General features: G+C 71.7%; 22 protein-coding genes. 15 read left to right on the forward strand and 7 right to left on the reverse strand.

All coding sequences use genetic code 11. The features are described from left to right. Positions 1-61 precede the first annotated feature (61 nt). Complete coding sequence (ilvD, locus tag KBX46_RS09295; RefSeq protein ID WP_210792125.1) at positions 62-1,909, reverse strand: dihydroxy-acid dehydratase; 1,848 nt, start codon at positions 1,907-1,909, stop codon at positions 62-64. Positions 1,910-2,038: 129 nt separating this feature from the next. Here ilvD and KBX46_RS09300 point away from each other — a divergent pair, with 129 nt between their 5' ends. From KBX46_RS09300 to serA, 5 genes are all read left to right on the forward strand, one after another. Next, positions 2,039-4,393: an EAL domain-containing protein gene (locus KBX46_RS09300; RefSeq protein ID WP_247667267.1), complete on the forward strand. Its 2,355-nt coding sequence runs from the start codon at positions 2,039-2,041 to the stop codon at positions 4,391-4,393. A gap of 187 nt (positions 4,394-4,580) precedes the next feature. Continuing rightward, positions 4,581-6,464 carry an acetolactate synthase large subunit gene (locus KBX46_RS09305; protein ID WP_141908174.1) on the forward strand — a complete coding sequence of 628 codons (1,884 nt, stop codon included), beginning with the start codon at positions 4,581-4,583 and terminating at the stop codon, positions 6,462-6,464. A gap of 82 nt (positions 6,465-6,546) precedes the next feature. Next, positions 6,547-7,062, forward strand: a complete 516-nt coding sequence (ilvN, locus tag KBX46_RS09310) for an acetolactate synthase small subunit (protein WP_088946549.1) — start codon at positions 6,547-6,549, stop codon at positions 7,060-7,062. Positions 7,063-7,155: 93 nt separating this feature from the next. Then, the gene (ilvC, locus tag KBX46_RS09315) at positions 7,156-8,169 is read left to right on the forward strand and encodes a ketol-acid reductoisomerase (protein WP_088946550.1); all 1,014 of its coding nucleotides are present in this window, start codon (positions 7,156-7,158) and stop codon (positions 8,167-8,169) included. Between the two features lie 415 nt (positions 8,170-8,584). Continuing rightward, the gene (gene serA, locus KBX46_RS09320) at positions 8,585-10,183 is read left to right on the forward strand and encodes a phosphoglycerate dehydrogenase (RefSeq protein ID WP_088946551.1); all 1,599 of its coding nucleotides are present in this window, start codon (positions 8,585-8,587) and stop codon (positions 10,181-10,183) included. A gap of 75 nt (positions 10,184-10,258) precedes the next feature. On the opposite strand, the gene KBX46_RS09325 is transcribed toward serA, so the two are convergent. Beyond that, the gene (locus KBX46_RS09325; RefSeq protein WP_210792127.1) at positions 10,259-10,615 is read right to left on the reverse strand and encodes a hypothetical protein; all 357 of its coding nucleotides are present in this window, start codon (positions 10,613-10,615) and stop codon (positions 10,259-10,261) included. A gap of 385 nt (positions 10,616-11,000) precedes the next feature. Next, positions 11,001-11,843 carry an FAD:protein FMN transferase gene (locus KBX46_RS09330; RefSeq protein WP_088946553.1) on the reverse strand — a complete coding sequence of 281 codons (843 nt, stop codon included), beginning with the start codon at positions 11,841-11,843 and terminating at the stop codon, positions 11,001-11,003. Positions 11,844-12,074: 231 nt separating this feature from the next. Here KBX46_RS09330 and KBX46_RS09335 point away from each other — a divergent pair, with 231 nt between their 5' ends. After that, positions 12,075-13,106, forward strand: coding sequence for a 3-isopropylmalate dehydrogenase (locus KBX46_RS09335; RefSeq protein WP_210792128.1), 1,032 nt, complete (start codon positions 12,075-12,077; stop codon positions 13,104-13,106). 163 nt (positions 13,107-13,269) lie between these two features. Then, positions 13,270-14,367: a branched-chain amino acid aminotransferase gene (locus KBX46_RS09340; RefSeq protein WP_088946555.1), complete on the forward strand. Its 1,098-nt coding sequence runs from the start codon at positions 13,270-13,272 to the stop codon at positions 14,365-14,367. Positions 14,368-14,446: 79 nt separating this feature from the next. Here KBX46_RS09340 and KBX46_RS09345 read toward each other — a convergent pair whose 3' ends face one another. Both KBX46_RS09345 and KBX46_RS09350 read right to left on the reverse strand, forming a co-directional pair. Next, positions 14,447-15,202: a tyrosine-protein phosphatase gene (locus KBX46_RS09345; RefSeq protein ID WP_308159435.1), complete on the reverse strand. Its 756-nt coding sequence runs from the start codon at positions 15,200-15,202 to the stop codon at positions 14,447-14,449. A 56-nt stretch (positions 15,203-15,258) separates the two neighbouring features. Continuing rightward, a complete protein-coding gene (locus KBX46_RS09350) occupies positions 15,259-15,717 on the reverse strand; it encodes a hypothetical protein (protein ID WP_088951510.1) in 459 nt (152 codons plus the stop codon). Positions 15,718-16,083: 366 nt separating this feature from the next. Between KBX46_RS09350 and cimA the strand changes: the two genes are divergently transcribed. Further along, on the forward strand, positions 16,084-17,667 hold the full coding sequence (gene cimA, locus KBX46_RS09355) for a citramalate synthase (protein WP_210792130.1): 1,584 nt from the start codon (positions 16,084-16,086) through the stop codon (positions 17,665-17,667). Positions 17,668-17,788: 121 nt separating this feature from the next. Here the strand turns inward: cimA and KBX46_RS09360 are convergent, their stop codons facing one another. Continuing rightward, positions 17,789-18,796 carry an endonuclease/exonuclease/phosphatase family protein gene (locus tag KBX46_RS09360; protein ID WP_210792131.1) on the reverse strand — a complete coding sequence of 336 codons (1,008 nt, stop codon included), beginning with the start codon at positions 18,794-18,796 and terminating at the stop codon, positions 17,789-17,791. Positions 18,797-19,135: 339 nt separating this feature from the next. Here KBX46_RS09360 and KBX46_RS09365 point away from each other — a divergent pair, with 339 nt between their 5' ends. From KBX46_RS09365 to arfB, 7 genes are all read left to right on the forward strand, one after another. Then, entirely contained in the window at positions 19,136-19,645 is a 510-nt protein-coding gene (locus tag KBX46_RS09365; protein ID WP_210792132.1) for a hypothetical protein, read from the forward strand. 267 nt (positions 19,646-19,912) lie between these two features. After that, positions 19,913-20,956, forward strand: a complete 1,044-nt coding sequence (locus KBX46_RS09370; RefSeq protein ID WP_088946562.1) for a MoxR family ATPase — start codon at positions 19,913-19,915, stop codon at positions 20,954-20,956. Beyond that, positions 20,953-21,972: a DUF58 domain-containing protein gene (locus KBX46_RS09375; RefSeq protein WP_141908182.1), complete on the forward strand. Its 1,020-nt coding sequence runs from the start codon at positions 20,953-20,955 to the stop codon at positions 21,970-21,972. Before KBX46_RS09370 ends, KBX46_RS09375 begins: the two co-directional genes overlap by 4 nt. Continuing rightward, positions 21,969-22,928 carry a VWA domain-containing protein gene (locus KBX46_RS09380; protein ID WP_088946564.1) on the forward strand — a complete coding sequence of 320 codons (960 nt, stop codon included), beginning with the start codon at positions 21,969-21,971 and terminating at the stop codon, positions 22,926-22,928. The genes KBX46_RS09375 and KBX46_RS09380 overlap by 4 nt, the downstream gene beginning before the upstream one ends. A gap of 38 nt (positions 22,929-22,966) precedes the next feature. Next, complete coding sequence (locus KBX46_RS09385) at positions 22,967-23,839, forward strand: S1C family serine protease (protein ID WP_088946565.1); 873 nt, start codon at positions 22,967-22,969, stop codon at positions 23,837-23,839. A gap of 110 nt (positions 23,840-23,949) precedes the next feature. Then, positions 23,950-24,246 carry a hypothetical protein gene (locus KBX46_RS09390; RefSeq protein WP_088946566.1) on the forward strand — a complete coding sequence of 99 codons (297 nt, stop codon included), beginning with the start codon at positions 23,950-23,952 and terminating at the stop codon, positions 24,244-24,246. Positions 24,247-24,280: 34 nt separating this feature from the next. Continuing rightward, positions 24,281-24,706: an alternative ribosome rescue aminoacyl-tRNA hydrolase ArfB gene (gene arfB, locus KBX46_RS09395; RefSeq protein ID WP_099851126.1), complete on the forward strand. Its 426-nt coding sequence runs from the start codon at positions 24,281-24,283 to the stop codon at positions 24,704-24,706. 13 nt (positions 24,707-24,719) lie between these two features. Here the strand turns inward: arfB and KBX46_RS09400 are convergent, their stop codons facing one another. Continuing rightward, positions 24,720-25,586, reverse strand: coding sequence for a 3-methyladenine DNA glycosylase (locus KBX46_RS09400; protein ID WP_141908183.1), 867 nt, complete (start codon positions 25,584-25,586; stop codon positions 24,720-24,722). Positions 25,587-25,612 lie beyond the last annotated feature (26 nt).

Genomic DNA, 25,612 nt, shown 5'->3' on the forward strand with positions numbered 1-25,612 from the left:
TGTTGGGGCATCCGGTGGGACACCCCAACATCGGCGATCCAGTGTCGATCCCGAGCGGTGGTTACTCCGGGACGCGGCGGTAGGCGCCGTCGCTGGCCGAGGTGGCCATCGAGGCGTACGCGCGCAGCGCCGCCGACACCGGGCGCTGCCGGTCGGTCGGGGTGTACGGCTTGTCGCGCTTCTCCTCGGCCACCCGTCGCGCCTCCAGCTCCTCGGGGGACACGTTCAGCTCGATCGACCGGTTCGGGATGTCGATGACGACCTCGTCGCCGTCGCGGACCAGGGCGATCAGCCCACCGGAGGCCGCCTCGGGGGAGACGTGCCCGATGGAGAGCCCGGAGGTGCCGCCGGAGAAGCGGCCGTCGGTGAGCAGCGCGCAGGACCGGCCCAGCCCACGTCCCTTGAGGAACGAGGTGGGGTAGAGCATCTCCTGCATGCCGGGGCCGCCCTTGGGTCCCTCGTACCGGATCACCACGACGTCACCCGCGACCACCTGCTTGGCGAGGATCGCGGTCACCGCGTCGTCCTGCGACTCGTAGACCTTCGCCGGGCCGCGGAAGGTCAGGCAGTCGTCCGGCACGCCGGCGGTCTTCACCACGCTGCCTTCCGGTGCCAGGTTGCCGTGCAGGATGGCCAGCCCGCCGTCGGCGGAGTAGGCGTGCTCGCGGTCCCGGATGCAGCCGCCGGCCGCGTCGGTGTCCAGCGACGACCACCGGTTGGTGGTGGAGAACGGCTCGACGGTACGCACGCCGCCGGGAGCCGCGTGGAACAGCTCGACGGCCGTCGGTGTCGGCGAGCCGCCGCGCACGTCCCAGTCGGTCAGCCACTGCGCCAGCGAGGGGGAGTGCACGGCCCACACGTCCCGGTTGAGCTGCCCGGCCCGGTCCAGTTCACCGAGGATCGCGGGGATGCCGCCGGCCCGGTGCACGTCCTCCATGTGGTAGTTCGGGGAGTTCGGCGCGACCTTGGCCAGGCACGGCACCCGCCGGGAGATCGCGTCGATGTCGGCGACGCCGAAGTCCATCTCCGCCTCCCGGGCGGCGGCGAGCAGGTGCAGCACCGTGTTGGTGGACCCGCCCATCGCCACGTCCAGGGCGACCGCGTTCTCGAAGGCGGCCTTGGAGGCGACAGTGCGGGGCAGCACCGAGTCGTCGTCGCCGTCGTACCACCGCTTGGAGATCTCCACGACGGTGCGGCCGGCCTCGACGAAGAGCGACCGGCGCGCGGCGTGGGTGGCCAGCGTCGAGCCGTTGCCCGGCAGAGCCAGCCCGATCGCCTCGGTGAGGCAGTTCATCGAGTTGGCGGTGAACATGCCGGAGCACGAGCCGCAGGTCGGGCAGGCGGAGCGCTCGATCTCGCCGAGCTGCTCGTCGGTGACCGCCTCGTTCGAGGAGGCGATCATCGCGTCGATCAGGTCGATCTTGCTGTGCACGACGCCCTCGATCGCCATCGTCTTGCCGGCCTCCATCGGGCCGCCGGAGACGAAGACGGTCGGGATGTTGAGCCGCAGCGCGGCCAGCAGCATCCCCGGGGTGATCTTGTCGCAGTTGGAGATGCAGACCAGGGCGTCCGCGCAGTGCGCGTTGACCATGTATTCCACCGCGTCGGCGATCAGCTCCCGGCTGGGCAGCGAGTAGAGCATGCCGCCGTGGCCCATGGCGATGCCGTCGTCGACCGCGATGGTGTTGAACTCCCGGCCCACCCCGCCGGCCTCGGCGATCGCGTCGGCGACCAGGCCACCCATGTCCTTGAGGTGGACGTGACCAGGCACGAACTGGGTGAAACTGTTGGCGATGGCGACGATCGGCTTACCGAAATCGTCGTCGGTCATCCCGGTGGCCCGCCAGAGGGCCCGGGCGCCGGCCATCGTCCGACCGTGTGTGGAAGTCCTCGACCGCAGCTCAGGCATGCATACCAGCATGACACCGTCGCCACGGGGGCCGGCCCCGGTGGGCGCCGTGTCCCAACAGATGCACACCCAGCCCCCCACGACTCGCGCGCATCCGGCACTCTTGGGAGCGTGCATCTCCCCCCGGGCATGGTCGCTGTGGCGGCGCTCAGCGGGCTCGCCGCCGCCGTGGCCGCCGTGCTGCTGACCGTCGTCGCCTGGCGGCGTACCGGGCCGCGCCGGCCCGCACACGTGCTGCTCGCCGCGGCCGCCGGGGTCGCGCTGCTCAGTCTGCTGGCCGGGGTCGTGGCCGCGCTCAGCGCCAACGACCACTGGGCCCACGAGCAGGGGCAGCGTACGGGCTGGGCGACGGTGGTGGCGATCGGCGCGGCAGTGAGCGGGCTGGCCTTCGCCGCCGGTCTTCTCCGGCTGCCCGGGGTTGCCGCCACCGCGTCGGGAACGGCCCGGCTCGCCCTGGACGGGTTGGTCATGGCGGCCGCGCTGTGGTTCGTCGGCTGGGTGCTCTTCTCCGAGCCCACCCGGCTGCTCGGCGCCGCCACCCCGATGGCCTGCCCGGCGATCCTGGTGGCCACGGTGAGCGCCGCGCTCGGCGCTGGGCTCGCCGTGATCGTGGTCTTCCGGGCTGCGACCCCCCGTCGACGGCTCGCCGCGCTGGGTTCCGGCATCACCGCGGTGACCTGCGGTGGTCTCGGCCTGAGCGCCGGGCTCTGCCAGGCCGGGCCGACGATGGCGCTGACCGGTGCTGCGGTGCTCGCCGCCGGCCTGCTGACCGTCGCGCTCTCGGTGTACCGGGCGGACCGGCCCGGGCAGGTCGATCTGGACCTGATCGGCCGCGACGGCGAGTACGCCATCGCCCCGATGTTGGCGATGGCCGCGTCGGCGATGTACCACCTCGCCCAGGACGGCCGGTTCACGGCGGCGGGCATCGTGGCCGGCAGCGTGGAGGGCTTCGCCCTGGTGGCACGGCAATACCTCACCCTCCGCGACGTCCGGGGGTACGCGGACCGCCTGGCCGAGCGGGAGGCGCACTTCCGCGAGCTGGCGCACACCGACCCGTTGACGTCGTTGGCCAACCGGCGTGGTCTGCTCCGCGCACTGCACGACAGCGCCGCGACGGGCAACCCCCGCGTCCTGCTCGGCCTCGACCTGGACGGCTTCAAGAACGTCAACGACATGCGCGGTCACGACGTGGGCGACGCCGTGCTGGCCGAGGTGGGCCGGCGACTGCGCGCCAACCTGCGCCCCGGCGACGTGGCCGCCCGGTTGGGCGGCGACGAGTTCGCCGTCCTCATGCAGGGCCGGCCGGCCGAGGCGGACCGGGTCGCCGAACGGTTGCTCGGGGTGGTCAACCGGCCGTACGACGAGCCGGAGGGGCCGGTCTTCCTGTCGGTCAGCATCGGGGTGGCCGGGTCGGCCGGCGAGGGAGACGTGGAGCTGCTGCTGCGCCACGCCGACCTGGCGCTGCGCTACGCCAAGCAGCGCGGCAAGAACCGGATCGAGCGCTACGACGCGGCGTACGACCAGCTGTTGCGTCGGCGGACCGCGGTGGAGCATGAGCTGCGTGGTGCCATCGACCGCGACGAGCTGCGGTTGGCTTTCCAGCCGGTGGCGTCGCTGCCGTCGGTGCGGCCGGTCGGCGCCGAGGCTCTGCTCCGCTGGCACCACCCCGAGCTGGGCAACGTCCGTCCGGACGAGTTCATCCCGCTCGCCGAGGAGTGCGGGATGATCGCTCCGCTCGGTGCCTGGGTGCTGCACCAGGCCTGCTACCAGCTCTCCCGGTGGCTGGCCGACGGGCACGACGTGTGGGTGTCGGTCAACGTCTCCCCGCGTGAGCTGCACGCCCCGGAGTACGTGGTGCAGGTCGCCGAGGCGCTGCGCGCCCACCACGTGCCGCCGCAGCGGCTGGTGCTGGAGGTCACCGAGCACGCCGTCGCCACCGACCTGGACGAGCTGATCCGGCGGCTGACCGCGCTGCGGTTGACCGGTGTCCGGATCGCGCTGGACGACTTCGGGGCCGGCTACTCGTCGCTGGGGCAGTTGCGGCGGCTCCCGATCGACATCCTGAAGATCGACCACAGCCTGGTCGCCGAGCACGAGCCGGTCCGCCCGGTCGACCAGGACGGTCCGGCGTTCGCGCCGATGGTCGACATCGTCATGCGACTGGGCCACCAGCTGGGGCTGGAGGTGATCGCCGAGGGGGTGACGACGCCGACCGAGCTGGCCGCCGTGGTGGCCGCCGGATGCCGGTTCGGCCAGGGCGCGCTCTTCGGCTGGGGAGTGCCGGCCGAGCACCTGGAGGCGATGCTGGAGGCGGCGACCTCGCCCGGTGCGCGGCCTGCTCCGCTGCCCACGCCACGTCGGCATCCGGGCGGGTCAGGGCAGCTCAACCCGCCTGCCGACAGCGCGTCGCCGACCGACGCGCCGACGCCCGTTAACCAACATGTGGGATCAGTTGACTCATCGCGTGAGATGCGTCAGGCTTAGCCGCATGTCGTCGTACCGGTCGCTGCGAGTACTTACCTGAGCGCACTCTCCCTCCTGAGAGTGCGCTGGCCCCGTGCATCTGCACGAGGGCCGTTTTTATTGCCATCGGAACCTGGCGACGCGAGCCCCGCCCGTGTCGCATCGCTTGACTAGCCACCAGCCACTCCAGCCGAAGGCCAGAACCGTCATGACGAGACCCACGCCCGAGACCCTCGCCCACACCGCCCGCCGGGCCCGCGCCTCCGCCGACCCCGCCGTCGACGTCGACCCGGCCGCCGCACGCAGCGCGGCCACCCCGGCCGTCCCGGCGGTACGACCCACCGCCTCGGCCCAGGTCTCCGGGGCCGGCTCGCTCGTGCGGTCCCTCGAGGCGCTCGACGTCGACGTCGTCTTCGGCATTCCGGGCGGCGCGATCCTGCCCGCGTACGACCCGCTCTACGACTCCACCGTCCGGCACATCCTGGTGCGGCACGAGCAGGGCGCCGGACACGCGGCGACCGGGTACGCGCAGGCCACCGGCAAGGTCGGCGTCTGCATGGCCACCTCCGGCCCGGGCGCGACGAACCTGGTCACCCCGATCGCCGACGCGTACATGGACTCGGTGGCGATCGTCGCGATCACCGGGCAGGTGGCCAGCCCGTTGATCGGCACCGACGGCTTCCAGGAGGCCGACATCCAGGGCATCACCCTGCCGATCACCAAGCACAACTTCCTCGTCCAGAACGCCGAGGAGATCCCGCGGGTGCTGGCCGAGGCGTTCCACCTGGCCAGCACCGGGCGACCCGGCCCGGTGCTGGTCGACATCCCCAAGGACGTGCTCCAGGCGCCGACCACCTTCAGCTGGCCGCCGACCCTGGACCTGCCTGGCTACCGCCCCACCCTGCACCCGCACGGCAAGCAGATCCGGGAGGCGGCGCGGCTGATGGCCGGCGCCCGCCGGCCGGTGCTCTACGTGGGCGGCGGCGTGCTCAAGGCCGGTGCCACCGACGGGCTGCGCCGGCTGGCCGAGCTGACCGGCATCCCGGTCGTCACCACGCTGATGGCGCTCGGCGCGTTCCCCGACTCGCATCAGCAGCACCTGGGGATGCCCGGCATGCACGGCACTGTCGCCGCGGTCTACGGCCTGCAGAAGGCGGATCTGATCGTTGCGCTGGGTGCCCGGTTCGACGACCGGGTCACCGGCAAGCTGGACTCGTTCGCCCCGGACGCGACGGTGGTGCACGCGGACATCGACCCCGCCGAGATCGGCAAGAACCGGCACGTGGACGTGCCGATCGTCGGCGACGCCAAGCACGTCATCGACGAGCTGATCGCCGCGGTGACCGTCGAGCGGTCGGCGGGTCACAGCACCGACCTGGGTGACTGGTGGACCCAACTGGACGACCTGCGCAACCGCTACCCGCTGGGCTACGACGAGCCGTCCGACGGCACGCTCTCCCCGCAGTACGTGATCAAGCGCCTGGGCGAGATCGTCGGCTCCGACGCGATCTTCGTGGCCGGGGTGGGCCAGCACCAGATGTGGGCGTCCCAGTTCATCTCCTACGAGAAGCCGTACACCTGGTTGAACTCCGGCGGTCTCGGCACGATGGGCTACGCGGTGCCGGCGGCGATGGGCGCCAAGGTCGGCAAGCCGGACACGGTGGTCTGGGCGGTGGACGGTGACGGCTGCTTCCAGATGACCAACCAGGAGTTGGCCACCTGCGCGTTGGAGGGCATCCCGGTCAAGATCGCCGTCATCAACAACGGCAACCTCGGCATGGTCCGCCAGTGGCAGACGCTGTTCTACAACGAGCGCTACTCCAACACCGAGCTCGGCACCCACAAGCACCGCATCCCCGACTTCGTCAAGCTCGCCGAGGCACTGGGCTGCGTCGGTCTGCGCTGCGAGAACGCGGCGGACGTGGACAAGACCATCGCCGCCGCCATGGAGATCAACGACGCCCCGGTGGTGATCGACTTCGTGGTCGGCAAGGACGCGATGGTCTGGCCGATGGTCGCCGCCGGCACCAGCAACGACGAGATCATGTTCGCCCGCGGCGTCCGCCCGACCTTCGACGAGGATGACATTTAACAATGAGTGAGCGAAGCGAACGAATCATCGAGCTCAGTGATGCGCAGGGGCGTGCCAGGACCGAGCGAAGCGAGGTCGTGGCATGACGATGCACACTCTGTCCGTTCTCGTGGAGAACAAGCCGGGCGTGCTCGCCCGGGTCTCCGGCCTGTTCTCGCGGCGCGGGTTCAACATCGACAGTCTCGCCGTGGGTGAGACCGAGAACCCGGACGTCTCCCGGATCACCATCGTGGTCAACGCGGAGTCGTCCCCGCTGGAGCAGGTCACCAAGCAGCTGAACAAGCTGGTCAACGTGCTGAAGATCGTCGAGCTGGATCCCCAGGTCTCGGTTGCCCGCGAGTTGCTGCTGGTGAAGGTCCGCGCCGACAGGTCCGCGAGGTCCCAGGTGCTGGAGACCGTCAACCTGTTCCGCGCCCGGGTCGTCGACGTCGCACCGGACACGCTGACCATCGAGGCCACCGGCACCCCGGACAAGCTCGACGCGCTGCTGCGCGATCTCGAAGCCTTCGGCATCAAGGAGATGGTCCAGTCCGGCCTGGTGGCGATCGGGCGCGGCTCGCGTTCGATCACCGCCGGTCCCGCGCTGCGGGCCGCCTGACCGCCACCCGGTAGGCCCTGGCGGGCTGCCCCGGAACCCATCAACACAGACCACGACGGGCCGCCCCGGCCGTCGTACGAAAGGGAAGTTCTCATGAGCGTTGAGGTGTTCTACGACGACGATGCCGACCTCGGCCTGATCCAGGCCAGGAAGGTCGCGGTGATCGGCTACGGCAGCCAGGGTCACGCCCACGCGCTGTCGCTGCGTGACTCGGGCGTCGACGTGGTGATCGGTCTGCCAGAAGGCTCGAAGAGCCGTCCCAAGGCCGAGGAGCAGGGCTTCCGGGTCCTCACGCCGGCGCAGGCCTCCGCCGAGGCTGACGTGATCATGGTGCTCGCACCGGACACCGCCCAGCGTTCCATCTACTCGGAGTCGATCGCCCCGAACCTCGCCCCGGGCAAGGCCATCTTCTTCGGCCACGGCTTCAACATCCGGTACGGCCTGATCACGCCCCCGGCCGAGGTGGACGTGGCCATGGTCGCGCCGAAGGGCCCCGGCCACCTGGTGCGCCGCCAGTACGCCGACGGCAAGGGGGTGCCCTGCCTCGTCGCCGTCGAGCAGGACGCCAGCGGCAACGCGTTCGCCCTCGCCCTCGCGTACGCCAAGGGCATCGGTGGCACCCGCGCCGGCGCGATCAAGACCACCTTCACCGAGGAGACCGAGACCGACCTCTTCGGCGAGCAGGCGGTGCTCTGCGGCGGTGCCTCCGCACTGGTGCAGACCGGCTTCGAAGTGCTCACCGAGGCGGGTTACGCCCCGGAGGTCGCCTACTTCGAGTGCCTGCACGAGCTGAAGCTGATCGTCGACCTCATGTACGAGGGCGGCATCGCGAAGATGCGCTACAGCATCTCCGACACCGCCGAGTACGGCGACCTCTCCCGCGGCTCGCGCATCATCGACTCCCGGGTCAAGGACGAGATGCGCAAGATCCTGGGCGAGATCCAGTCCGGCGAGTTCGCCCGCGAGTGGGTCGCCGAGGACGAGGCCGGCCGGCCCAACTTCACCAAGTGGCAGGCCGAGGGTGCGGCGCACCCGATCGAGGAGACCGGCAAGAAGCTGCGCGGCATGATGAGCTGGGTCGACCGCCCGATCACCGAGACCGCCTGACGCATCCTGCGACACCGACGGCCCCGGCCGGCGCTCTCCCCAGCGTCGCCCGGGGCCGTCGACCATGCGCCGCCCGCCCCTCAACGCGCTCGATGCCCTCCGTGATCCGCGCAACATCAGGGATATTGCGCCCTCAGGCTGCTTCGAGGCAGCAGTTTCCCCGATGTTGCGCGGGTCATGGCGCCAGTGGGCGGGCGGGACCGTTTCGGCCCGGTGAATGGTCGATGTCCGTCGCCAGACCGGGCGTGTGAGGGCCCTCACCCCGAAGACCGGAACATGCTGGGCAGCAAGCCACCTACGATCGCGGGTAGGTGCAGCAGCCGGCACCTGACGGCCACGGCACGGATCAGCGCAGGGTGCAGTGCGGCGCCCCGCCCGCCCGGGCCGATCGCAAACACGACCTCTACGAGGACCGATGAATCCTGTCGTACTGATCGCCGAAGAACTCGCCCCCGCCGCCATCGAGGTGCTCGCCCACGACTTCGACGTCCGTCACGTCGACGGCACCGACCGTCCGGCCCTGCTCGCGGCGCTCTCCGAGGCCGACGCCGTGATCGTGCGCAGCGCGACCCAGATCGACGCCGAGGCGGTCGCCGCCGCGCCGCGACTCAAGGTGGTCGCCCGGGCGGGCGTCGGGCTGGACAACGTCGAGGTGCCGGCCGCCACCGCCCGGGGCGTCATGGTCGTCAACGCGCCCACCTCCAACATCGTCTCCGCCGCCGAGCAGGCCGTCGCACTGCTGCTGGCCGTCGCGCGTAACACCGCGAGCGCCAGCTCCGCGCTCAAGGCGGGGGAGTGGAAGCGGTCGAAGTACACAGGCGTCGAGGTGCAGGGCAAGACCGTCGGCGTGGTGGGGCTCGGTCGGATCGGGGTGCTCTTCGCGCAGCGCATCGCCGCGTTCGGCACCCGGCTGATCGCGTACGACCCGTACATCCAACCGGCCCGCGCGGCGCAGCTCGGCGTACGTCTGGTCGGTCTGGAGGAGCTGCTGCGGGAGAGCGACTTCATCTCCATCCACCTGCCCAAGACGCCGGAGACGGTGGGGCTGATCGGTGAGAAGGAGCTGGCGATCGTCAAGCCCGGCGTTCGCATCGTCAACGCCGCCCGTGGCGGGCTGGTCGACGAGCAGGCGCTCGCGAACGCGATCGCCGAGGGGCGGGTCGCCGGCGCCGGTGTCGACGTGTACAGCAAGGAGCCGTGCACCTCGTCGCCGCTGTTCGCCTTCGACAACGTGGTGGCCACCCCGCACCTGGGCGCCTCCACCCACGAGGCGCAGGACAAGGCGGGTCTCGCCGTGGCCAAGAGCGTCAAGCTGGCGTTGCAGGGTGAGTTCGTCCCGGACGCGGTGAACGTGCAGGCCGGCGGCGTGGTCGCCGAGGACGTCCGGCCGCTGCTGCCGCTGGCGGAGAAGCTGGGTCGGGCGTTCACCGCTGTCGCCGGTGGGGTTGCCGCCAGCGTCACGGTCGAGGTGCGTGGCGAGATCGTCAGCCACGATGTGTCGGTGCTCAAGCTCGCCGCCACCAAGGGCCTGTTCAGCTCGGTGGTCGAGGAGCAGGTCACCTACGTCAACGCCCCGCACCTGGCGGCCGAGCGTGGCGTCGAGGTCACCCTGGCGACCCTGGCCGAGACGGCCGAGCAGCCCACGTTGGTGACTGTGCGTGGCGCACTGCCCGATGGTCGTACGGTCAGCGTCTCCGGCACTGTCACCCACTCCGGTGCCCGGGACGTCCTCAAGCTGACCGAGGTGGACGGCTTCGACGTGGAGATCGGCGCGGAGGGCATCCTGCTCTTCCTGCGCTACGCCGACCGGCCCGGCGTCGTCGGCACCGTCGGCACCCTGCTCGGCGAGTCCGGCATCAACATCGCCGCCATGCAGGTGGCTCGGCGTGAGGCGGGCGGTGAGACGCTGATGACGCTCACCGTCGACCAGGCGCTCGGCGCGGACCTGCTGACCTCGGCCGCCGACTCGATCGGTGCCACGTCGGCCAGTGCTGCGGACCTGCGCGACGAGTAGCAGACGACAAACACTGTGGGGGGCCTGGCGATTCGCCGGGCCCCTCGTCATTTCCCGTCCGAGCCGCCGGTCAGGTCAGCCGGGCAGCCGGGCCGGGGGCGGGTAGACCGAGCCGTCCTGCGGGTCGAAGAGCATCAGCCCGTGCTCGCCGGCCAGCCGTTCGATGTCCAGCAGCACCTGGTCCGCGCAGGTCGCGTGCAGGTTCAACTCGACGTGATCGTGTGCGGCGTGCAGTGGCGCCACCGCCCACGGGCTGTTCGGGCCGGGGTGGCGGTCCGGATAGGAGGCGGTGATGGCGCGGTAGAAGCTGACCACCCTCGGGTCGGGGTAACGGTCCACGTGTCGCCCCTGTCGGCAACCGTCGACCGCTGTCCGTACGTCCTCGGGCGTCGCCCCGTGCTCCAGGGCCCACACGCTCAGATCGAAACTCACGGCGGACAGCGTGCCATCCGTCGTTCACCATGTCGAAACTGCCTCGCCGCCGGGTCAACCACCGGATACCGCAGTCTCCGGTCACGACGGTCCGCTGTGGAGACTCTTGCGTCGAGTTGCGTCGATTCGCTAGCGTACGTCTGCGGTCACTGGCCGAGTTCGAGGCGCCGGCCCGTCTTCGGGTGGCGCGGTCGACGTCCGGCCCGACCGGTCCGCACCCCTCGATTGTGCGAGCCACGCGCACTCGTCGCTGACCGGCCCCCACGGTCGTTGCCGAGACCGTGGGGGCCGATCGCATTGGCCCGTCCGGCCGCCTGTTAGCGGCCGAGGTGCGAATCGGGCCCGAGCGCCGCGGGGAGACGGGCTCGCTGCGACCGCGTTCTTCTCAGCGTCGGTGTGCGAACAGCGCCCGATAGTCGGAGTTGCCACGGAACCACGACAGGCCGGTGGGGCCGGCCGCGTAGAGCGCTGTGGCGTAGGCGTCGGCGATGGTGAGGTCGGGGCCCACGACGGTGGCGGCGACGAGCTGGTCGGCCGGCTCACCGGTGTGCGGGTCCACCACGTGCCCCTGCCGCCCGGTCACCCCGGACGTGCCGACCGCTCCGGCGGTCATCTCCAACACCAGCGGGGCGCGCTCGGGTGCGGTGGGGTGGTGCACCGCGACCCGCCAGGGCCCACCGTGCGGCGCGTGGCCGCGAACGACGAGGTCGGCACCGGTGAGGACGGCGTAGTCGTGGATGCCGGCGGCGCGAAGCCGCTCGGCGGCGCGTTCGACAGCCCAGCCGCCGAGCAGACCACCCGGGTCGAAGCCGCCGGGCACCGCCCAGGCGTCGAACCACCCGTCGGTGGCGGCGCGCATGGCCGTGCAGCGGTCCACCAGGTCGGCGAGTGGCGGGTACGAGTCGGGGCTGATCTCGCCTCTGCGCAGGCGGGAGACCAGGCTCTCCGGCCGGTTGGGACCGTAGGTGAGGTCGATGGCGCGCAGCTCCGCCACGCTGTCCCGCAGTGCCTCGCCGACGCCGCGGCGGCCGAGCCACGCGGGGGCGTTGAGCAGGAGGGTGTATTCGGCGGTCGCGGTGCGAACGGTGTGCTGCACCGCGATCCGGCCATCGGTGGCGGAGGTTGGGTCGATGCGGTGTCGACGGCTGCCGAGTCGGAGGTCCGGCCGGCGGTGGCGGAATGCGGCCGGGTCCGGCCAGCGGGTCCGCGGCTGCTCGTCGATGCGCATCGCATCTACCCCCTCGCGCTTGGCGTCGCGTCGTCGCGACGCCGATGGTCGGCAGGCCCCCGTGACCCGCTGACCACCACGGTATGCAGCGGACATGACCGCCCCATGAGTCTCAGCTGAGAGGGTGCTGTGCATCCGCGCGTCCCGAATAATGGAAGGCGCGTACCGGGAGGCGGGACACCCACGTACCGTTGCCCCGGAGGAGAACCCGTTGAGCAGAGGAGTGCGGTCGTGGCGCGGATCGCGGTGGTTGCCGGGGACGGTATCGGGCCCGAGGTGGTCGCGCAGGCCCGCAAGGTGCTCGACGCGGTGCTGCCCGGCGTGCAGGCCACCGAGTACGACCTCGGCGCCGCCCGCTGGCACCGTACCGGAGAGGTGCTGCCCGACTCCGTGCTGACCGAGCTGGCCGGGCACGACGCGATCCTGCTCGGCGCGGTCGGTGACCCGACGGTCCCGCCGGGCGTGCTGGAGCGCGGGCTGCTGCTCAAGCTCCGCTTCGCCTTCGACCAGTACGTCAACCTGCGCCCGTCCCGGCTCTGGCCCGGGGTCGCCGGCCCGCTGGGCAACGTGAAGCCGGGCGAGGTCGACCTGGTGGTGGTGCGCGAGGGCACCGAGGGTCTCTACGCCGGGGCCGGTGGTTCGCTGCACCGGGACACCCCCGCCGAGGTCGCCACCGAGGAGAGCCTGAACACCCGGCACGGCGTGGAGCGGGTCATCCGCGACGCTTTCGCCCGCGCCGGCCGCCGCGAGCGGCGCAAGGTCACCCTGGTGCACAAGACCAACGTGCTCACCCACGCCGGATCGCTCTGGTCGCGCACCTTCGACGTGGTCGCCGCCGAGCACCCGGACATCGCCACCGAATACCAGCACGTCGACGCGGCGGCCATGTTCCTGGTCACCCAGCCCCAGCGCTACGACGTGGTGGTCACCGACAACCTCTTCGGCGACATCCTCACCGACATCGCCGCCGCCGTCACCGGCGGGATCGGGTTGGCCGCCAGTGGCTGCATCAACCCCGAGGGGGCGTACCCCTCGATGTTCGAGCCGGTACACGGCTCGGCGCCGGACATCGCCGGGCAGGGCATCGCCGACCCGGTCGCCGCGGTGCTCTCCGCCGCGTTGCTGCTGGAGCAGCTCGGGCACGCCGAGGCCGCGGCCCGGGTCAACGCGTCGGTCGCCGTCGAGCTGGCCACCCGCGCTCCGGGCGTGACGCTGCGTACCGAAGAGGTAGGCGACCGGCTCGCCGCCCACGCCGTAGCCTGACCGACCCGACCCCACCAGCGACCGGCCCGGCCTCGGCCCGGCCGGGCCGCTCTGTCTCGCCCGAGCGGCGCTACCCGCTGAACGACCGTTCGGGGTAAGTTTCTGGCACAGCCAAGTCGGTGTGCGATTCCGCATGCCGTTGTCCCGCAGGGAGGTCAGCGCGATGAGCGGTGGTGACAAGCTCGACTTCGAGATCCGTCCGAATCCCGCACCGGTATCGGCCGCCGACCGGGCCGCCCTGCTGGCCAACCCCGGGTTCGGCCGCGTCTTCACCGACCACATGGTCACGGTCCGTTACGCCGACGGCAAGGGCTGGTACGACGCCCGGGTCGAGGCGCGGGCCCCTATCCCGATGGACCCGGCCAGTGCGGTGCTGCACTACGCGCAGGAGATCTTCGAGGGGTTGAAGGCGTACCGGACGGCCGACGGTGGCGTGACGATGTTCCGACCGGACGCCAACGCCGCACGCTTCGCCACGTCGGCGCAGCGGATGGCGATGCCGGTGCTGCCGCCCGAGGTGTTCGTCGACTCGCTGCACAAGCTCATCGAGATCGACCGGGAGTGGATCCCCACCGACGAGCACGGCAGCCTCTACCTGCGGCCGTTCATGTTCGCCAGCGAGGTCTTCCTCGGCGTCCGCCCGGCCAACGAGTACCTCTACATGGTGATCGCCTCACCGGTCGGCGCGTACTTCACCGGTGGCGTCAAGCCGGTCACCGTCTGGGTCTCCCCGGACTACACCCGGGCCGCGCCCGGCGGCACCGGCGCGGCCAAGTGCGGCGGCAACTACGCCGCGTCGCTGGCGGCCCAGGCCGAGGCCATCGAGGCCGGCTGCGACCAGGTCGTCTTCCTGGACGCGGTGGAGCGCCGGTTCGTCGACGAACTGGGAGGCATGAACGTCTTCTTCGTCTACGACGACGGCACGGTGGTCACCCCACCGTTGACCGGCACGATCCTGCCGGGCATCACCCGCGATGCCATTCTCGCGCTGGCCGGGGCGGCCGGGCACCAGGTCGAGGAGCGGCCGGTCAGCTTCGCCGACTGGCAGGCCGACGCCGCCAGCGGACGCCTGAAGGAGGTGTTCGCCTGCGGCACCGCCGCGGTGGTCACCCCGATCGGTGGGGTCCGCTTCCCGGACGGCGAGTTCCTGATCGGTGGCGGCGAGCCCGGCCGGGTCACCATGGCCCTGCGTCAGCAGCTGGTCGAGATCCAGCGTGGCGAGGCCGCCGACCCGCACGGCTGGGTGCAGCGGGTCTTCTGACATCCGTCGCTGCGCCGGCCCGTCCAGAGGGACGGGCCGGGGCAGTCGGACCGGTACAGGCGTCCGGAACCTCGGCGGTCTACGCCTCGGTGGGCTCGGCGAGCAGGTGGTCGCGGAGGGCGGCGAGCTGCTCGTCGGTCACGCCGGCGTGCCGCAGGTACGCCTCGACCGAACCGTGCCCCTCGCGCAGCTCGTCCAGGAAGATCTGCATCGCCTCGGCGGGTGAGGCCAGGAACGGCGCCGGCAGGTCCCCGCCGTCCGGGTTGATGGAGGCCAGCCACGCGCTGTACCGGGCCGACGCCTCGCTGCTGAGCGCGTAGTCCGCGGTGATGTCCGCGTCGTCGACGCCGAGCACGGCGAGGGTCAGCGCGCAGACGATGCCGGTGCGGTCCTTGCCGGCGACGCAGTGCACCACCACCGGGGCGTTGGCGGAGTCGGCGATCAGACCGACGGCCTCGGCGAGCCCGGCGGTGCCGGTCTGGGCCAGGGCGGCGTACCGGTCCGCGAGGTACCGGGCCAGGCTCGCGCCCTCCTCGTGCGGCACGCCCGCCCAGTCGTCGTGCTCCGGGTGGATGTGCCGGTAGGTCAGCCCCTGGTATGCCGGCACCCGGCCGTCCCGCTCCACCTCGGTGGGGCGGCGCAGGTCGATGACCGTGCGGATGCCGATCGCGACGAACGCGTCCCGGTCCTGTTCGGTGAGGCGGTGCAGCGAGTCGGAGCGGTAGAGCCGACCACGGCGTACGGGTCGGCCACCGTGCCCGAGGTAGCCGCCGGCGTCGCGGAAGTTGAAGGTGGCGGGGAGCGGGATCTGTCGGCTGTCGTCGATGGCGTCCACGCCCTCACGGTAACGGCCGGTGGGTCCGTGCCCCACCGGCCGTCGGGGCCGAACCGTCAGCGTGCCGTGCCGGGTGGAAGCGCACCGTACGTCTCGTCGTAGTAGCCGCCCAGCTGGTCCCGGTAGCTCGGGTCGCTGTGGCTGGTCTCGTCGTACTCCGGGGCGGCCTTGATCTGGTCGCGGGTCCGGTCGACGGAGACGGTGCGCTGGTCGTGGTCGACCTGGTTGACGGTGCCGGCCGGCAGCATCACCTTCTTACCGAAGATCCAGGGGCCGGTGTCCACGACCAGGTAGCTGCCGTCCACCTCGTGGCTGGCGCTGTCGATCTTGCCGATTCCACCGTCGGTGGCCTCGACCTTGTAGCCGACCAGGTCGGCGTCGGCCACCCCGGCCTGGTCCCGGTAGCGCCAGGGGTCGAAAGTGCCGGCCGGCGCGCCGCCGGGCACCGTGCCCTGGTCGCCACCGCGGAGCGGGTCCGGCCCGGCGTGGGTGGCGTGGGGATCGATCCTGTCCATGCCGTTCACTCCTGACTGTCGCCGATCGTCTCGGCGTAGGTGGGTGCGTCCCCGCAGGAGCTACCCGTCCGCCGGGGGCCGGAAACGGCGGGAGGCCGAGGCCGCGGCGCAGCGGGACGCCGAGCCGCGCCGTGTGGCGGCGGCCCGTCGGGGCGTACGTGCTCCGCCCGGCGCTGGGGGCCACCCAGAGTGACCGTCCCGCTATATGGATTGTTCCTCCCAAAACCACGGGCGGAGTGGCAGAGTGGCCATCGTGACCAGCACCGCCCTGATTATTGCGACCTAGCGCGCCGGCCCCCCTCCGCCGAGCGCGCAGACCTCCCGCATCCGCGGGAGGTCTTTTTGTTGCTCCGAGAAAGGATCCTGATGACGTTCCAGGTCTTCGACACGACGTTGCGCGACGGCGCCCAACGCGAAGGGCTCACCTACTCGGTGGTCGACAAGCTGGCCGTGGCCCGGCTGCTCGACGAGTTCGGGGTCGGCTTCATCGAGGGCGGTTGGCCGGGCGCGGTGCCCAAGGACACCGAGTTCTTCCGCCGGGCGCGCACCGAACTGGACCTGCGGCACGCCGTCCTGGTCGCGTTCGGCGCCACCCGAAAGGCCGGTGTGGCGGTCGCCGACGACCCACAGGTGCGTGCCCTGCTGGACGCGCAGACGCCGGCGGTGGCGCTGGTCGCCAAGGCCGACAGCCGGCACGTCGAGCGCGCGTTGCGCACCACCGGTGCGGAGAACCTCGCGATGATCCACGACACCGTCAGTCACCTCGTCCGCGAGGGCCGACGGGTCTTCGTCGACGGTGAGCACTTCTTCGACGGCTACCGGCACGATCCCGCGTACGGCGCGGCGGTGGTGCAGACCGCGCTGGCCGCCGGCGCCGAGCGGATGGTGCTCTGCGACACCAACGGCGGAATGCTGCCGTCCCAGGTGACCGCCGTGATCGCTGACCTGACCGACAGGCTGGGGGTCGACGCCGGGCTGCTCGGCATGCACGCCCAGAACGACACCTCCTGCGCGGTGGCCAACACGATCGCCGCCGTGGAGGCGGGTGTCCGCCACGTCCAGGGCACCGCCAACGGGTACGGCGAACGCCCCGGCAACGCCGACATCTTCGCGGTCGTCGCCAACCTCCAACTCAAGCTGGGCATGCCCGTCCTACCGGAGGGCTGCCTGGCACAGATGGTGCGGGTCTCGCACGCCATCGCCGAGATCGCCAACATCGCCCCCGACACCCACCAGGCGTACGCCGGGGCCGCTGCCTTCGCTCACAAGGCGGGGCTGCACGCGAGTGCGATCAAGGTCGACCCGTTGCTCTACAACCACGTGGACCCGTCGGTGGTGGGCAACGACATGCGGATCCTGATCACCGAGATGGCCGGCCGGGCCAGCGTCGAGCTCAAGAGTCGTGAGCTCGGCCTGGACCTGGCCGGCAGTCCGGAGGCGCTGACCCGGGTCACCAATCGGGTCAAGGAGCTGGAGGCGGGTGGCTGGTCCTTCGAGGCCGCGGACGCTTCCTTCGAGTTGCTGGTCCGCTCCGAGTTGCCGGAGGGCAGCCCGGCCCGACCGTTCACTCTGGAGTCGTACCGGGTGCTGGTCGAGCACCGCGAGGACGGCGCGGTGGTCTCCGAGGCGACCGTCAAGATCCGGGTACGCGGTGAGCGGGTAATCGCCACCGCCGAGGGCAATGGCCCGGTCAACGCGCTCGACGAGGCGCTGCGGGTGGGGCTGGCCCGGCACTACCCGCAGCTGCGCGACTTCGAGCTGGCCGACTACAAGGTGCGCATCCTGGAGGGTAGCCACGGCACCGGCGCGGTGACCCGGGTGCTGCTGGAGACCGCCAACGGCACCGGCCGGGACTGGACCACTGTCGGTGTGCACCCCAACGTCGTCGAAGCGAGTTGGCACGCCCTGGTCGACGCCCTCACCTACGGCCTGGCCCCCACCACGGTCTAACCCTCACCCACCTGGTCGATCATGGAGTTGTGGCGCTTCGCAAGACGGATTTCCGTTCCCAAAATGCCCACCACAACTCCATGATCGACCGCAGCTGGGTGGGCGTGACGACCGCAGGGGGTTACCGGGTTGGGAGGGTGACGGTGGCTAGGACGGGGCGGTGGTCGCTGCCGGGTAGGGCGAGCACCTTCACCGACCGGACCGCGATGCGCCGGTCGACGAGCACGTGGTCGATGGTGACCGGTGGGATGAGATCCCCGTCGTACGGGCCCCAGGTGCCGGTCAGGCCCTTTCCGGTGGCGTCGGCGGCGTCGACGTAACCGGTGCTCAGCAGGGCCCGCAGAGGGCTGTGGTCGAGGGTGGCGTTGAAGTCGCCGGCGAGGATCTGCAGGCCGCCGTCCGGGGTGGCCGGTGGTTGACCCTTCAGGTCGGCACGCCAGGCGCCCACCTGATCAACCGCGTACGGCGCCGAGGGGTGGGCCGACTCCACGCGGACCGGGGGCGCGTCGGGGATGGTTATCGTGCCGTGCGCCTGGGTGAAGCCCCAGCCGCCGAGGTTGCGCCGTAGGCCAACGTCGGTGAGCGGCCACCGCGAGTAGAGCCCGGAGCCGGGTGTGCCGATCTCCGGGTTGAGCTGCCGGTGCGGCAGCAGCCCGTCGAGGCCGAACCGATCCAGGGTCGCCTGTGCGTCCGGGGTGAACTCCTGCACGGTGAGCACGTCCACCTCGTAGCGCCGGACCAGCTCGACCAGGGTCGGCGCGTCGCCGGCGCCGGCGAGCAGGTTGGCGGTGAGCAGCCGGACGGTCGGCCCGGCCACCGTCGGCTGCGCGGAGGCCAACGCCCGGGGTGCCACGGCACCGAGCAGCGCCACCGCCGCCACCGCCGCGAGGGTCGCCGGCCACCAGCGCCGCAGGGCGAGGGCCAGGGCCAGGGGCAGCACGCTGAAGCCCGCGACGTACGGCGTGAAGGCGAGCGCCTGCACCAGCGGCCCCCGGTCCAGGCCGATCAGTCGGAGGGCGGCCCAGAGGGCTGTCGGGGCGACCACCAGCCAGCAGACCGCCGTGCGGAGCCGAGCGCTTCGGTGCCACCCCGGCGTGGGAGTGGGCGTTGACGGAGCGTCGACGATCATGGCGCTGATCCTAGTTCAGAAGACCGAAGCAATTTCGTGAATGGTGACGCGCTCATCTTTCACAATTATTTGACGGCTGATTGACAGCTCGACAAAGTGAGATCAACTATTGACTCCCGGCTTTTTCCGGTGCTACGTTCCATCTGGCCTAAACGACGCAACTCTGAGTAGTAATACCAGCTCAGATGGGTTGAAACTCGTTGAGAAATCAACCTCACTGGGTGCAGGAGAAACAACTTGCCCCCGCCCTGCCGTCGTCGTGTCGCCTATTTGAGGGCAGTCATCCGTCCCGCCCCGCGGGTCGGCCGAATTCGCACGGTCACACAAGGGGGACCTGTCATGAGCACATCTTTCCGACGTAAGGCGGCAGCGGTCACGTTCGCCGTCCTGGCGCTCAGCCTGGCTGGTGGGGGCATCGCTATCGCCCAGCCGTCGGCGAAGGCGCCGCAGGAGGCCGTCCAGCCGGCGGCCCGCGGCACGAACTCGCAGCCGCCGGTCACCGCCGAGTCGGCCCGGATGGCGAAGGCCGCGCTGAAGTCGGGTGCTGCCACCACGCTGGTCGCCAGCACCAGCGTCGTCGTCGTCAACTCCAACGGCACCAAGGCACGCGGCGTCGGCACCGTCATCAAGTACGGCGTCGGCCAGTACGAGGTCCAGTTCGGTTACACAGTCACGTCGGGCGTCTTCGTGGCCACCGTCGGCCGGGCTGACGCCTGCTGCATCCCGCCGGCCGGCGAGATCTCGGTCGCGCCCCGGCTCAGCACGCCCAACGGGGTCTTCGTGCAGACCCGCAACTCGGCCGGCACCCCGACCGACCTGGGCTTCCACCTGGTCGTCCACCTCCCCTGATCGACCGACGTCCGGCCCCCGTGCCTCGTGCGCGGGGGCCGCACCATGTCCGCTGCGGGGCCCACCGGTCCCAGCCCGACTCCGGCTCTGATCCACTCGGTCTCCCGCAAGGTCCGGTTTCCGTGGTCCCGAGTCGATCGGCCGTCGCCGCGTGCCTCGTGCCGTTCTTCACCCGTTCGCGCGGCTCATCCCCGTTCGGGTCACCCAGGGCCGGTCCGGCCCGCACAATCCGACGTTTGCCGGGCACGTGCCCGGGAAGCAAGCACCGTGACGGACATCTCGGACACCCTGGCCAGCATGCCCAGCTCGGTCGATCCCGAGCCGACGGGCGCCGAGCTGGAACAGACCCTCTTCGAGGTCAAACGCGTGATCGTCGGGCAGGATCGCCTCGTCGAACGCCTGCTCACCGCACTGGTCGCCAACGGGCACTGTCTCCTGGAGGGGGTGCCCGGCGTCGCCAAGACACTGGCCGCCCAGACCCTCGCCACAGTGGTCGGTGGCAGCTTCTCGCGGATCCAGTTCACTCCGGACCTGGTCCCCTCCGACATCGTCGGCACCCGGATCTACCGGGCCTCCAAGGAGACCTTCGACATCGAGCTCGGCCCGATCATGGCCAACCTGGTGCTGGCCGACGAGATCAACCGTGCCCCGGCGAAGGTTCAGTCGGCGCTGCTGGAGGCGATGGCCGAACGGCAGGTCTCGATCGGCGGGCGGAGCTGGCCGGTCCCGGAGCCCTTCCTGGTGCTGGCGACCCAGAACCCGATCGAGTCGGAGGGGGTCTACCAGCTCCCGGAGGCGCAGCGCGACCGGTTCCTGATGAAGGTGGTTGTCGACTACCCCAGCGACGCCGACGAACTGGCCATCCTCTACCGGATGAGCACCGACCGGCCGAGCCCACGGCGGGTGCTCGACGCCCAACGGCTGCGGGACCTCCAGCTCCACGCCGAGAGGGTCTTCGTCCACCACGCGCTGGCCGAGTACGTGGTGCGGCTGATCCTCGCCACCCGGGACCCGGGCCGGTTCGGGCTGCCGGAGATCGCACCACTGCTGGCGTACGGGGCCAGCCCGCGGGCCACCCTGGGCCTGGTCGCGGCCGCCCGGGCGCAGGCCCTGCTGCGGGGACGGGAGTACGTGCTGCCCGAGGACGTCCGTGAACTCGCCGTAGACGTCCTCGCCCACCGGCTGGTGCTCTCCTTCGACGCGGTGGCCGACGGGGTGTCGGCCGAGAGTGTGGTGCGCCGCCTGGTCGAGGCGGTGCCACCGCCTCGGCTGGCCAGCCCACAGCAGACGCCGGATCTGGCGGCGGCATGAGACGCGTGCAGGTGGCACCAGCCGCCGCGCCGGCCGACCCCGGCCTGGCCGAGCTGGCCCCCGACCAGCGGTTGCGCCGCCTGGAGCTGACCGTCACGCGCCGACTGAACGGCCTGCTGCACGGCCAGTACCGCGGCCTGCTGCCCGGACCGGGCAGTGAACCAGCCGGCAGCCGTGAGTACCGGCCGGGCGAGGACGAGGTGCGCCGGATGGACTGGGCGGTGACGGCCCGTACCGCCGTACCGCACGTCCGGCAGGTCGACGCCGACCGTGAGCTGACCACCTGGCTGTTGGTCGACGGCAGCGCCAGCATGGAGTTCGGCACCGCCGAGCTGGACAAGCGGGAGCTGGCGGTGGCAGCCGTCGCGGCGGTCGGGTTCCTGACCGCGGGCGTCGGCAACCGCCTCGGCGCCCAGGTGCTGCGCGCGGACGGGGTACGCCGCTTCCCCGCCCGCGCCGGACGTACCCATCTGCTTGCTCTGCTCCGCGCGCTGCTCGCCGCCCCTCGTGCCACCGCGCCCGGGTCGGAGGCCGGGGGACAACCCCGCCCGCCGGATCTGGCCGACGGGCTCGACGCGCTGCACCGGATCGCCAACCGGCGGGGACTGGTCGTGGTGGTGTCCGACTTCCTCGACGGGCTGCCCGACGACCCCGACAGGCAGGCGCCCTGGGAACGGACGCTGCGCCGGCTGACCGCCCGGCACCAGGTGCTGGCGATCGAGGTGACCGACCCGCGTGAGCTGGAGTTGCCGGACGTCGGCCTGATCACGCTGATGGACCCGGAGACCGGGCGTTGCCGTGAGGTGTGCACATCGGACCGTCGGTTGCGGGAGCGGTACGCCGAGGCCGCCGCCGCCCAACGCGATCAGGTCCGCCAGGCCTTGCGCCGCAGCGGGGTCACCCACCTGCCGTTGCGCACCGACGGGGACTGGAGCGCGGACATCGTCCGGCACGTCCACGCCCAACGTCGGCTCGCCGCCGCGCCGGCCGGCCACCGACGGGGAGGTGTCGCGTGATCTGGCAGTCGCCACTGCGACTCTGGCTGCTGCTCGGCGTGCTCGCCCTGGTCGTCGCGTATCTGGTGGTGCAGCGCCGACGCAGCCGCTACGCGGTCCGCTTCACCAACCTGCGGTTGCTGGACCGGGTTGCCCCCGAGCGGCCCGCCTGGCGCCGGCACGTGCCGGCCGGGCTCTTCCTGGCCATGCTGGCGCTGCTCGTGGTCGGGTTCGCCCGACCCAGCGCCGAGGTCCGGGTCCCCCGGGAACGCGCCACGGTGATGGTGGCGGTGGACGTGTCCACGTCGATGCTCGCCACCGACGTGGAACCGGACCGGTTGACCGCCGCGAAGCAGGCGGCCCGGCGCTTCGTCGAGGGCCTGCCCGACGAGTTCAACGTGGGGCTCGTCGCCTTCGCGGGCAGCGCCGCCGTGCTGGTGCCGCCCGGCACCGACCGGGGTGCCCTCGACGAGGGGATCGACCGGCTCGCCGAGGGAATCACCGGGGTGCAGGGCACCGCGATCGGCGAGGCCATCAACACCTCGCTCGGCGCGGTCAAGAGCCTGGACAGCGAGGCCGCGAAGGAGACGCCGCCGGCCCGGATCATCCTGCTCTCCGACGGCGCCAACACTTCCGGGATGGACCCGATGGAAGCGGCGGCGGAGGCGGTGACGGCCGAGGTGCCGGTGCACGCCATCTCGTTCGGCACACCGTCCGGGTTCGTGGACCGTGGCGGACGGCCCATCCAGGTGCCTGTCGACGGGCAGACGCTCAAGGCGGTCGCCGAGGAGACCGGCGGCATGTTCCACGAGGCCAGCACCACCGACGAGCTGCGAGCCGTCTACGACGACATCGGCAGCTCGGTCGGATACCGCACCGAGCGGCAGGACGTCTCGGCCCGGTTCATCGGCCTCGGACTGGTGTTCGCGATGGGTGCCGCCGCCGGCTCGATGCGCTGGTTCTCCCGGCTGCCCTGATCGCCGCGCACGACCGACGTCGACCGTGAGGAGTACGCATGGCAGTGCAGACCGGACTGGGCGAACCGCGCGGTCCCTGGTTCATCTCGCCGGAACTCGACCCGGACGGGCGCGGGTGGTGGGACCCACCCGAGCGGGAACCGGGCGGGCGACAGCCTGGGCGGCTGCTCGCCGTGCTGGCCGTGGTGGCGGTCTCCGCGGTCTCCGGTGCTCTCGCCGGTGGCGTGGTGGCCAGCCGGGACGGGGCTGGGGGCCCGGCAGCGGCGTCCGCCGCCCCGGTGCCGGCCGAGCTGGTCACGGCGGCGGAGCGGACCGTACCCGGGGTGGTGTCGGTGCTGGCCGGCGGCGGCGCGACCGGCGGGTCCACGACCAGCGGGTCCGCGACCGGTTCGGGCTTCGCCGTCGACGACCAGCAGCACCTCATCACCAACGACCACATCCTGGCCAAGGGGGGCGGTGGGCCGGTGACAGTGGAGCTGCCCGACGGCCGCCGGTTTGCCGCCGAGGTGGTCGGACGGGAGCCGCGCAGCGACCTGGCCGTGCTGAAGGTGCCGGCATCGGCCGGGCTCACCCCGTTGCCCCTGGCCAAGCCGGGAGCGACCCGGGTCGGCGAGCCAGTCCTCGCCGTCGGTTCGCCGCTCGGCCTGGCCGGGACGGTCACCGCGGGCATCGTCAGCGCGTTGGACCGCGAGGTGCGGCTGGGCAACAACCGGCACACTGCGGTGCAGACCGACGCCTCCATCAACCCCGGCAACTCCGGTGGGCCCCTCGTCAACGCCCGCGGGGAGGTGGTCGGGGTGAACACCGCGATCGCCACCATCGACGGAAACGGATCGATCGGCATCGGCTTCGCCATCCCGATCGACCAGGTGCAGCAGACCGCCGACACGATCATCGGCAAGGGTGGCTGAGCTGCCCGGACGGCCTCGCGGCGGGCGGTGGCAGCGCGGCCACTGTCAGATATCCGGCGGGACAGCATCGGGCCATGGAAATATTACGGTCGGTATGGATACTGGCGGAGGTGGAGAGTCCCCTTCTTGCGGTCCTCCTGCTGGTGGGCCTGGTCATCGGATGTGCAGTGGGGTCGGCGTACGCCCGGGCACGACGCGGGTGGAACGATTACCAGACCGTCAAGAAATCGGTGCCGGGCGCCCGTCGAGGCGCCTGGACACTCGTCCGTGGGCTCGTCGTCAAGGCCGCGGTGATCGCGCTGCTGCTCTTCGGCGCGGTGGCGTACGCGGCGGTCGGCGCCGACGAGGAAACCGCCGGGCCGACGCCCAGCCAGTCCCCGCCGCAGAGTGAGCGTCCGCACCGATGACCCCCGGCGGGTCGTCGCAGGTTAGCCTCGGGGCGTGGACGACGGACTGCGGGTGACCGACCGGTGGGTCGTCCCCGCCGGGGAGCTGCGGGAGCGCTTCTCCCGCTCGTCCGGGCCGGGTGGGCAGGGAGTGAACACCGCGGACTCCCGGGTCGAGCTGAGCTATGACCTGGCCAACTCGCCGGCCGTGCCCGAGTGGTTGCGGTCGCGGGCCCTGGCCCGGCTGGCCAACCGCCTGGTCGACGGGGTGCTGACGATCGCCGCCAGTGAGCACCGGGCCCAACTGGCCAACCGGGAGGCGGCCCGCGAACGGATGACCGCCCTGCTGCGGGAGGCCGCCGCACCCCCGCCGCCGGCCCGCCGAGCGACCCGCCCGTCGCGGGGGGCCAAGGAACGCCGGCTGGCTGAGAAGAAGCGCCAGTCCCAGCGCAAACGCGACCGCCGCGCCGACGACGACTGACTGGCGGCCCGGCTCAGGCCGGGACGGCGGCGAGCAGCCGGTCGCGCAGCACGGCGGCCCGGTCGGCGAACCCACGTTGCGCCGCCGCGTACTCCGCCCGACCCTCCGGCGTCTCCACCCGCACCGGCGGACAGCCCAGCGCCGCCAGGTCGTACGGGCTGGCCCGCATGTCCAGCGTGCGGATCTCCCGGGCCAGCTCGAACGCGTCGGCCACCAGTTCCGAGGTGACCAGCGGGGACAGCTTGTACGCCCACTTGTAGAGATCCATGTTGGCGTGTAGGCAGCCCGGCTGTTCGAGTGCGTGCTGCGTCTCCCGGGTCGGGGTGAGCAGGTTCAACTGTCGAGCCGGCGGCGTGAAGAACCGGAACGCGTCGAAGTGGCTGCACCGCACGCCGCGCTCCTCGACGACCGCGGCGGTCCGCTCCGGGGTCAGCCGCAGCGGCCAGGCGTTGTGCCGCAGCTCCTCACGGGTCTGCCGGTAGACCATCGCCCACTCGTGCATCCCGAAGCAGCCGAAGTGCGGGGCCCGCCCGGCTGTGGCCGCCAGCAGGGAGCGGATCCAGGTGATCGACTCGCCGCGCCGCGCGCGTACCGCATCGGTGTCGAGGGTGACCCCGGCGGCGGTGGCGCGGTAGTCCCGGCCGAACTCGGCCGGGTCGGCGTCGCGCAGCTCGACCCCGGCCCCCGGGTGCCAGCGACGGAGCTGGGCTGGTCGGTGCGAGTAGTAGGTGAACAGGAAGTCGGCCACCGGATGCCGCTCACCACGCCGTCGGCGGGCCAGGTGCGGCGTCAGCCAGACGTCCATGCGCTCCTCGTGGGCCCGTCGGCGGGCCTGCCACTGCGCCACGTCGAGCACGGCGGGGGCGAGGGCGGCGGTCACGCACCCAGGGTACGACCGCCGCCCGC

Origin of the sequence: Micromonospora sp. C81 (assembly GCF_018070425.1) — a bacterium.
GTDB classification, from domain to species: domain Bacteria; phylum Actinomycetota; class Actinomycetes; order Mycobacteriales; family Micromonosporaceae; genus Micromonospora; species Micromonospora zamorensis.

Bases quoted from the DNA above. Each gene is read 5' to 3' on its own strand.
- ilvC (WP_088946550.1), top strand. From the start codon at position 7,156: ATGAGCGTTGAGGTGTTCTACGACGACGATGCCGACCTCGGCCTGATC.
- serA (WP_088946551.1), top strand. From the start codon at position 8,585: ATGAATCCTGTCGTACTGATCGCCGAAGAACTCGCCCCCGCCGCCATC.
- ilvN (WP_088946549.1), top strand. From the start codon at position 6,547: ATGACGATGCACACTCTGTCCGTTCTCGTGGAGAACAAGCCGGGCGTG.
- KBX46_RS09360 (WP_210792131.1), bottom strand. From the start codon at position 18,796: ATGATCGTCGACGCTCCGTCAACGCCCACTCCCACGCCGGGGTGGCAC.
- KBX46_RS09300 (WP_247667267.1), top strand. From the start codon at position 2,039: ATGGTCGCTGTGGCGGCGCTCAGCGGGCTCGCCGCCGCCGTGGCCGCC.
- KBX46_RS09365 (WP_210792132.1), top strand. From the start codon at position 19,136: ATGAGCACATCTTTCCGACGTAAGGCGGCAGCGGTCACGTTCGCCGTC.
- KBX46_RS09305 (WP_141908174.1), top strand. From the start codon at position 4,581: ATGACGAGACCCACGCCCGAGACCCTCGCCCACACCGCCCGCCGGGCC.
- KBX46_RS09385 (WP_088946565.1), top strand. From the start codon at position 22,967: ATGGCAGTGCAGACCGGACTGGGCGAACCGCGCGGTCCCTGGTTCATC.
- ilvD (WP_210792125.1), bottom strand. From the start codon at position 1,909: ATGCCTGAGCTGCGGTCGAGGACTTCCACACACGGTCGGACGATGGCC.
- cimA (WP_210792130.1), top strand. From the start codon at position 16,084: ATGACGTTCCAGGTCTTCGACACGACGTTGCGCGACGGCGCCCAACGC.
- KBX46_RS09375 (WP_141908182.1), top strand. From the start codon at position 20,953: ATGAGACGCGTGCAGGTGGCACCAGCCGCCGCGCCGGCCGACCCCGGC.
- KBX46_RS09330 (WP_088946553.1), bottom strand. From the start codon at position 11,843: ATGCGCATCGACGAGCAGCCGCGGACCCGCTGGCCGGACCCGGCCGCA.
- KBX46_RS09340 (WP_088946555.1), top strand. From the start codon at position 13,270: ATGAGCGGTGGTGACAAGCTCGACTTCGAGATCCGTCCGAATCCCGCA.
- KBX46_RS09350 (WP_088951510.1), bottom strand. From the start codon at position 15,717: ATGGACAGGATCGATCCCCACGCCACCCACGCCGGGCCGGACCCGCTC.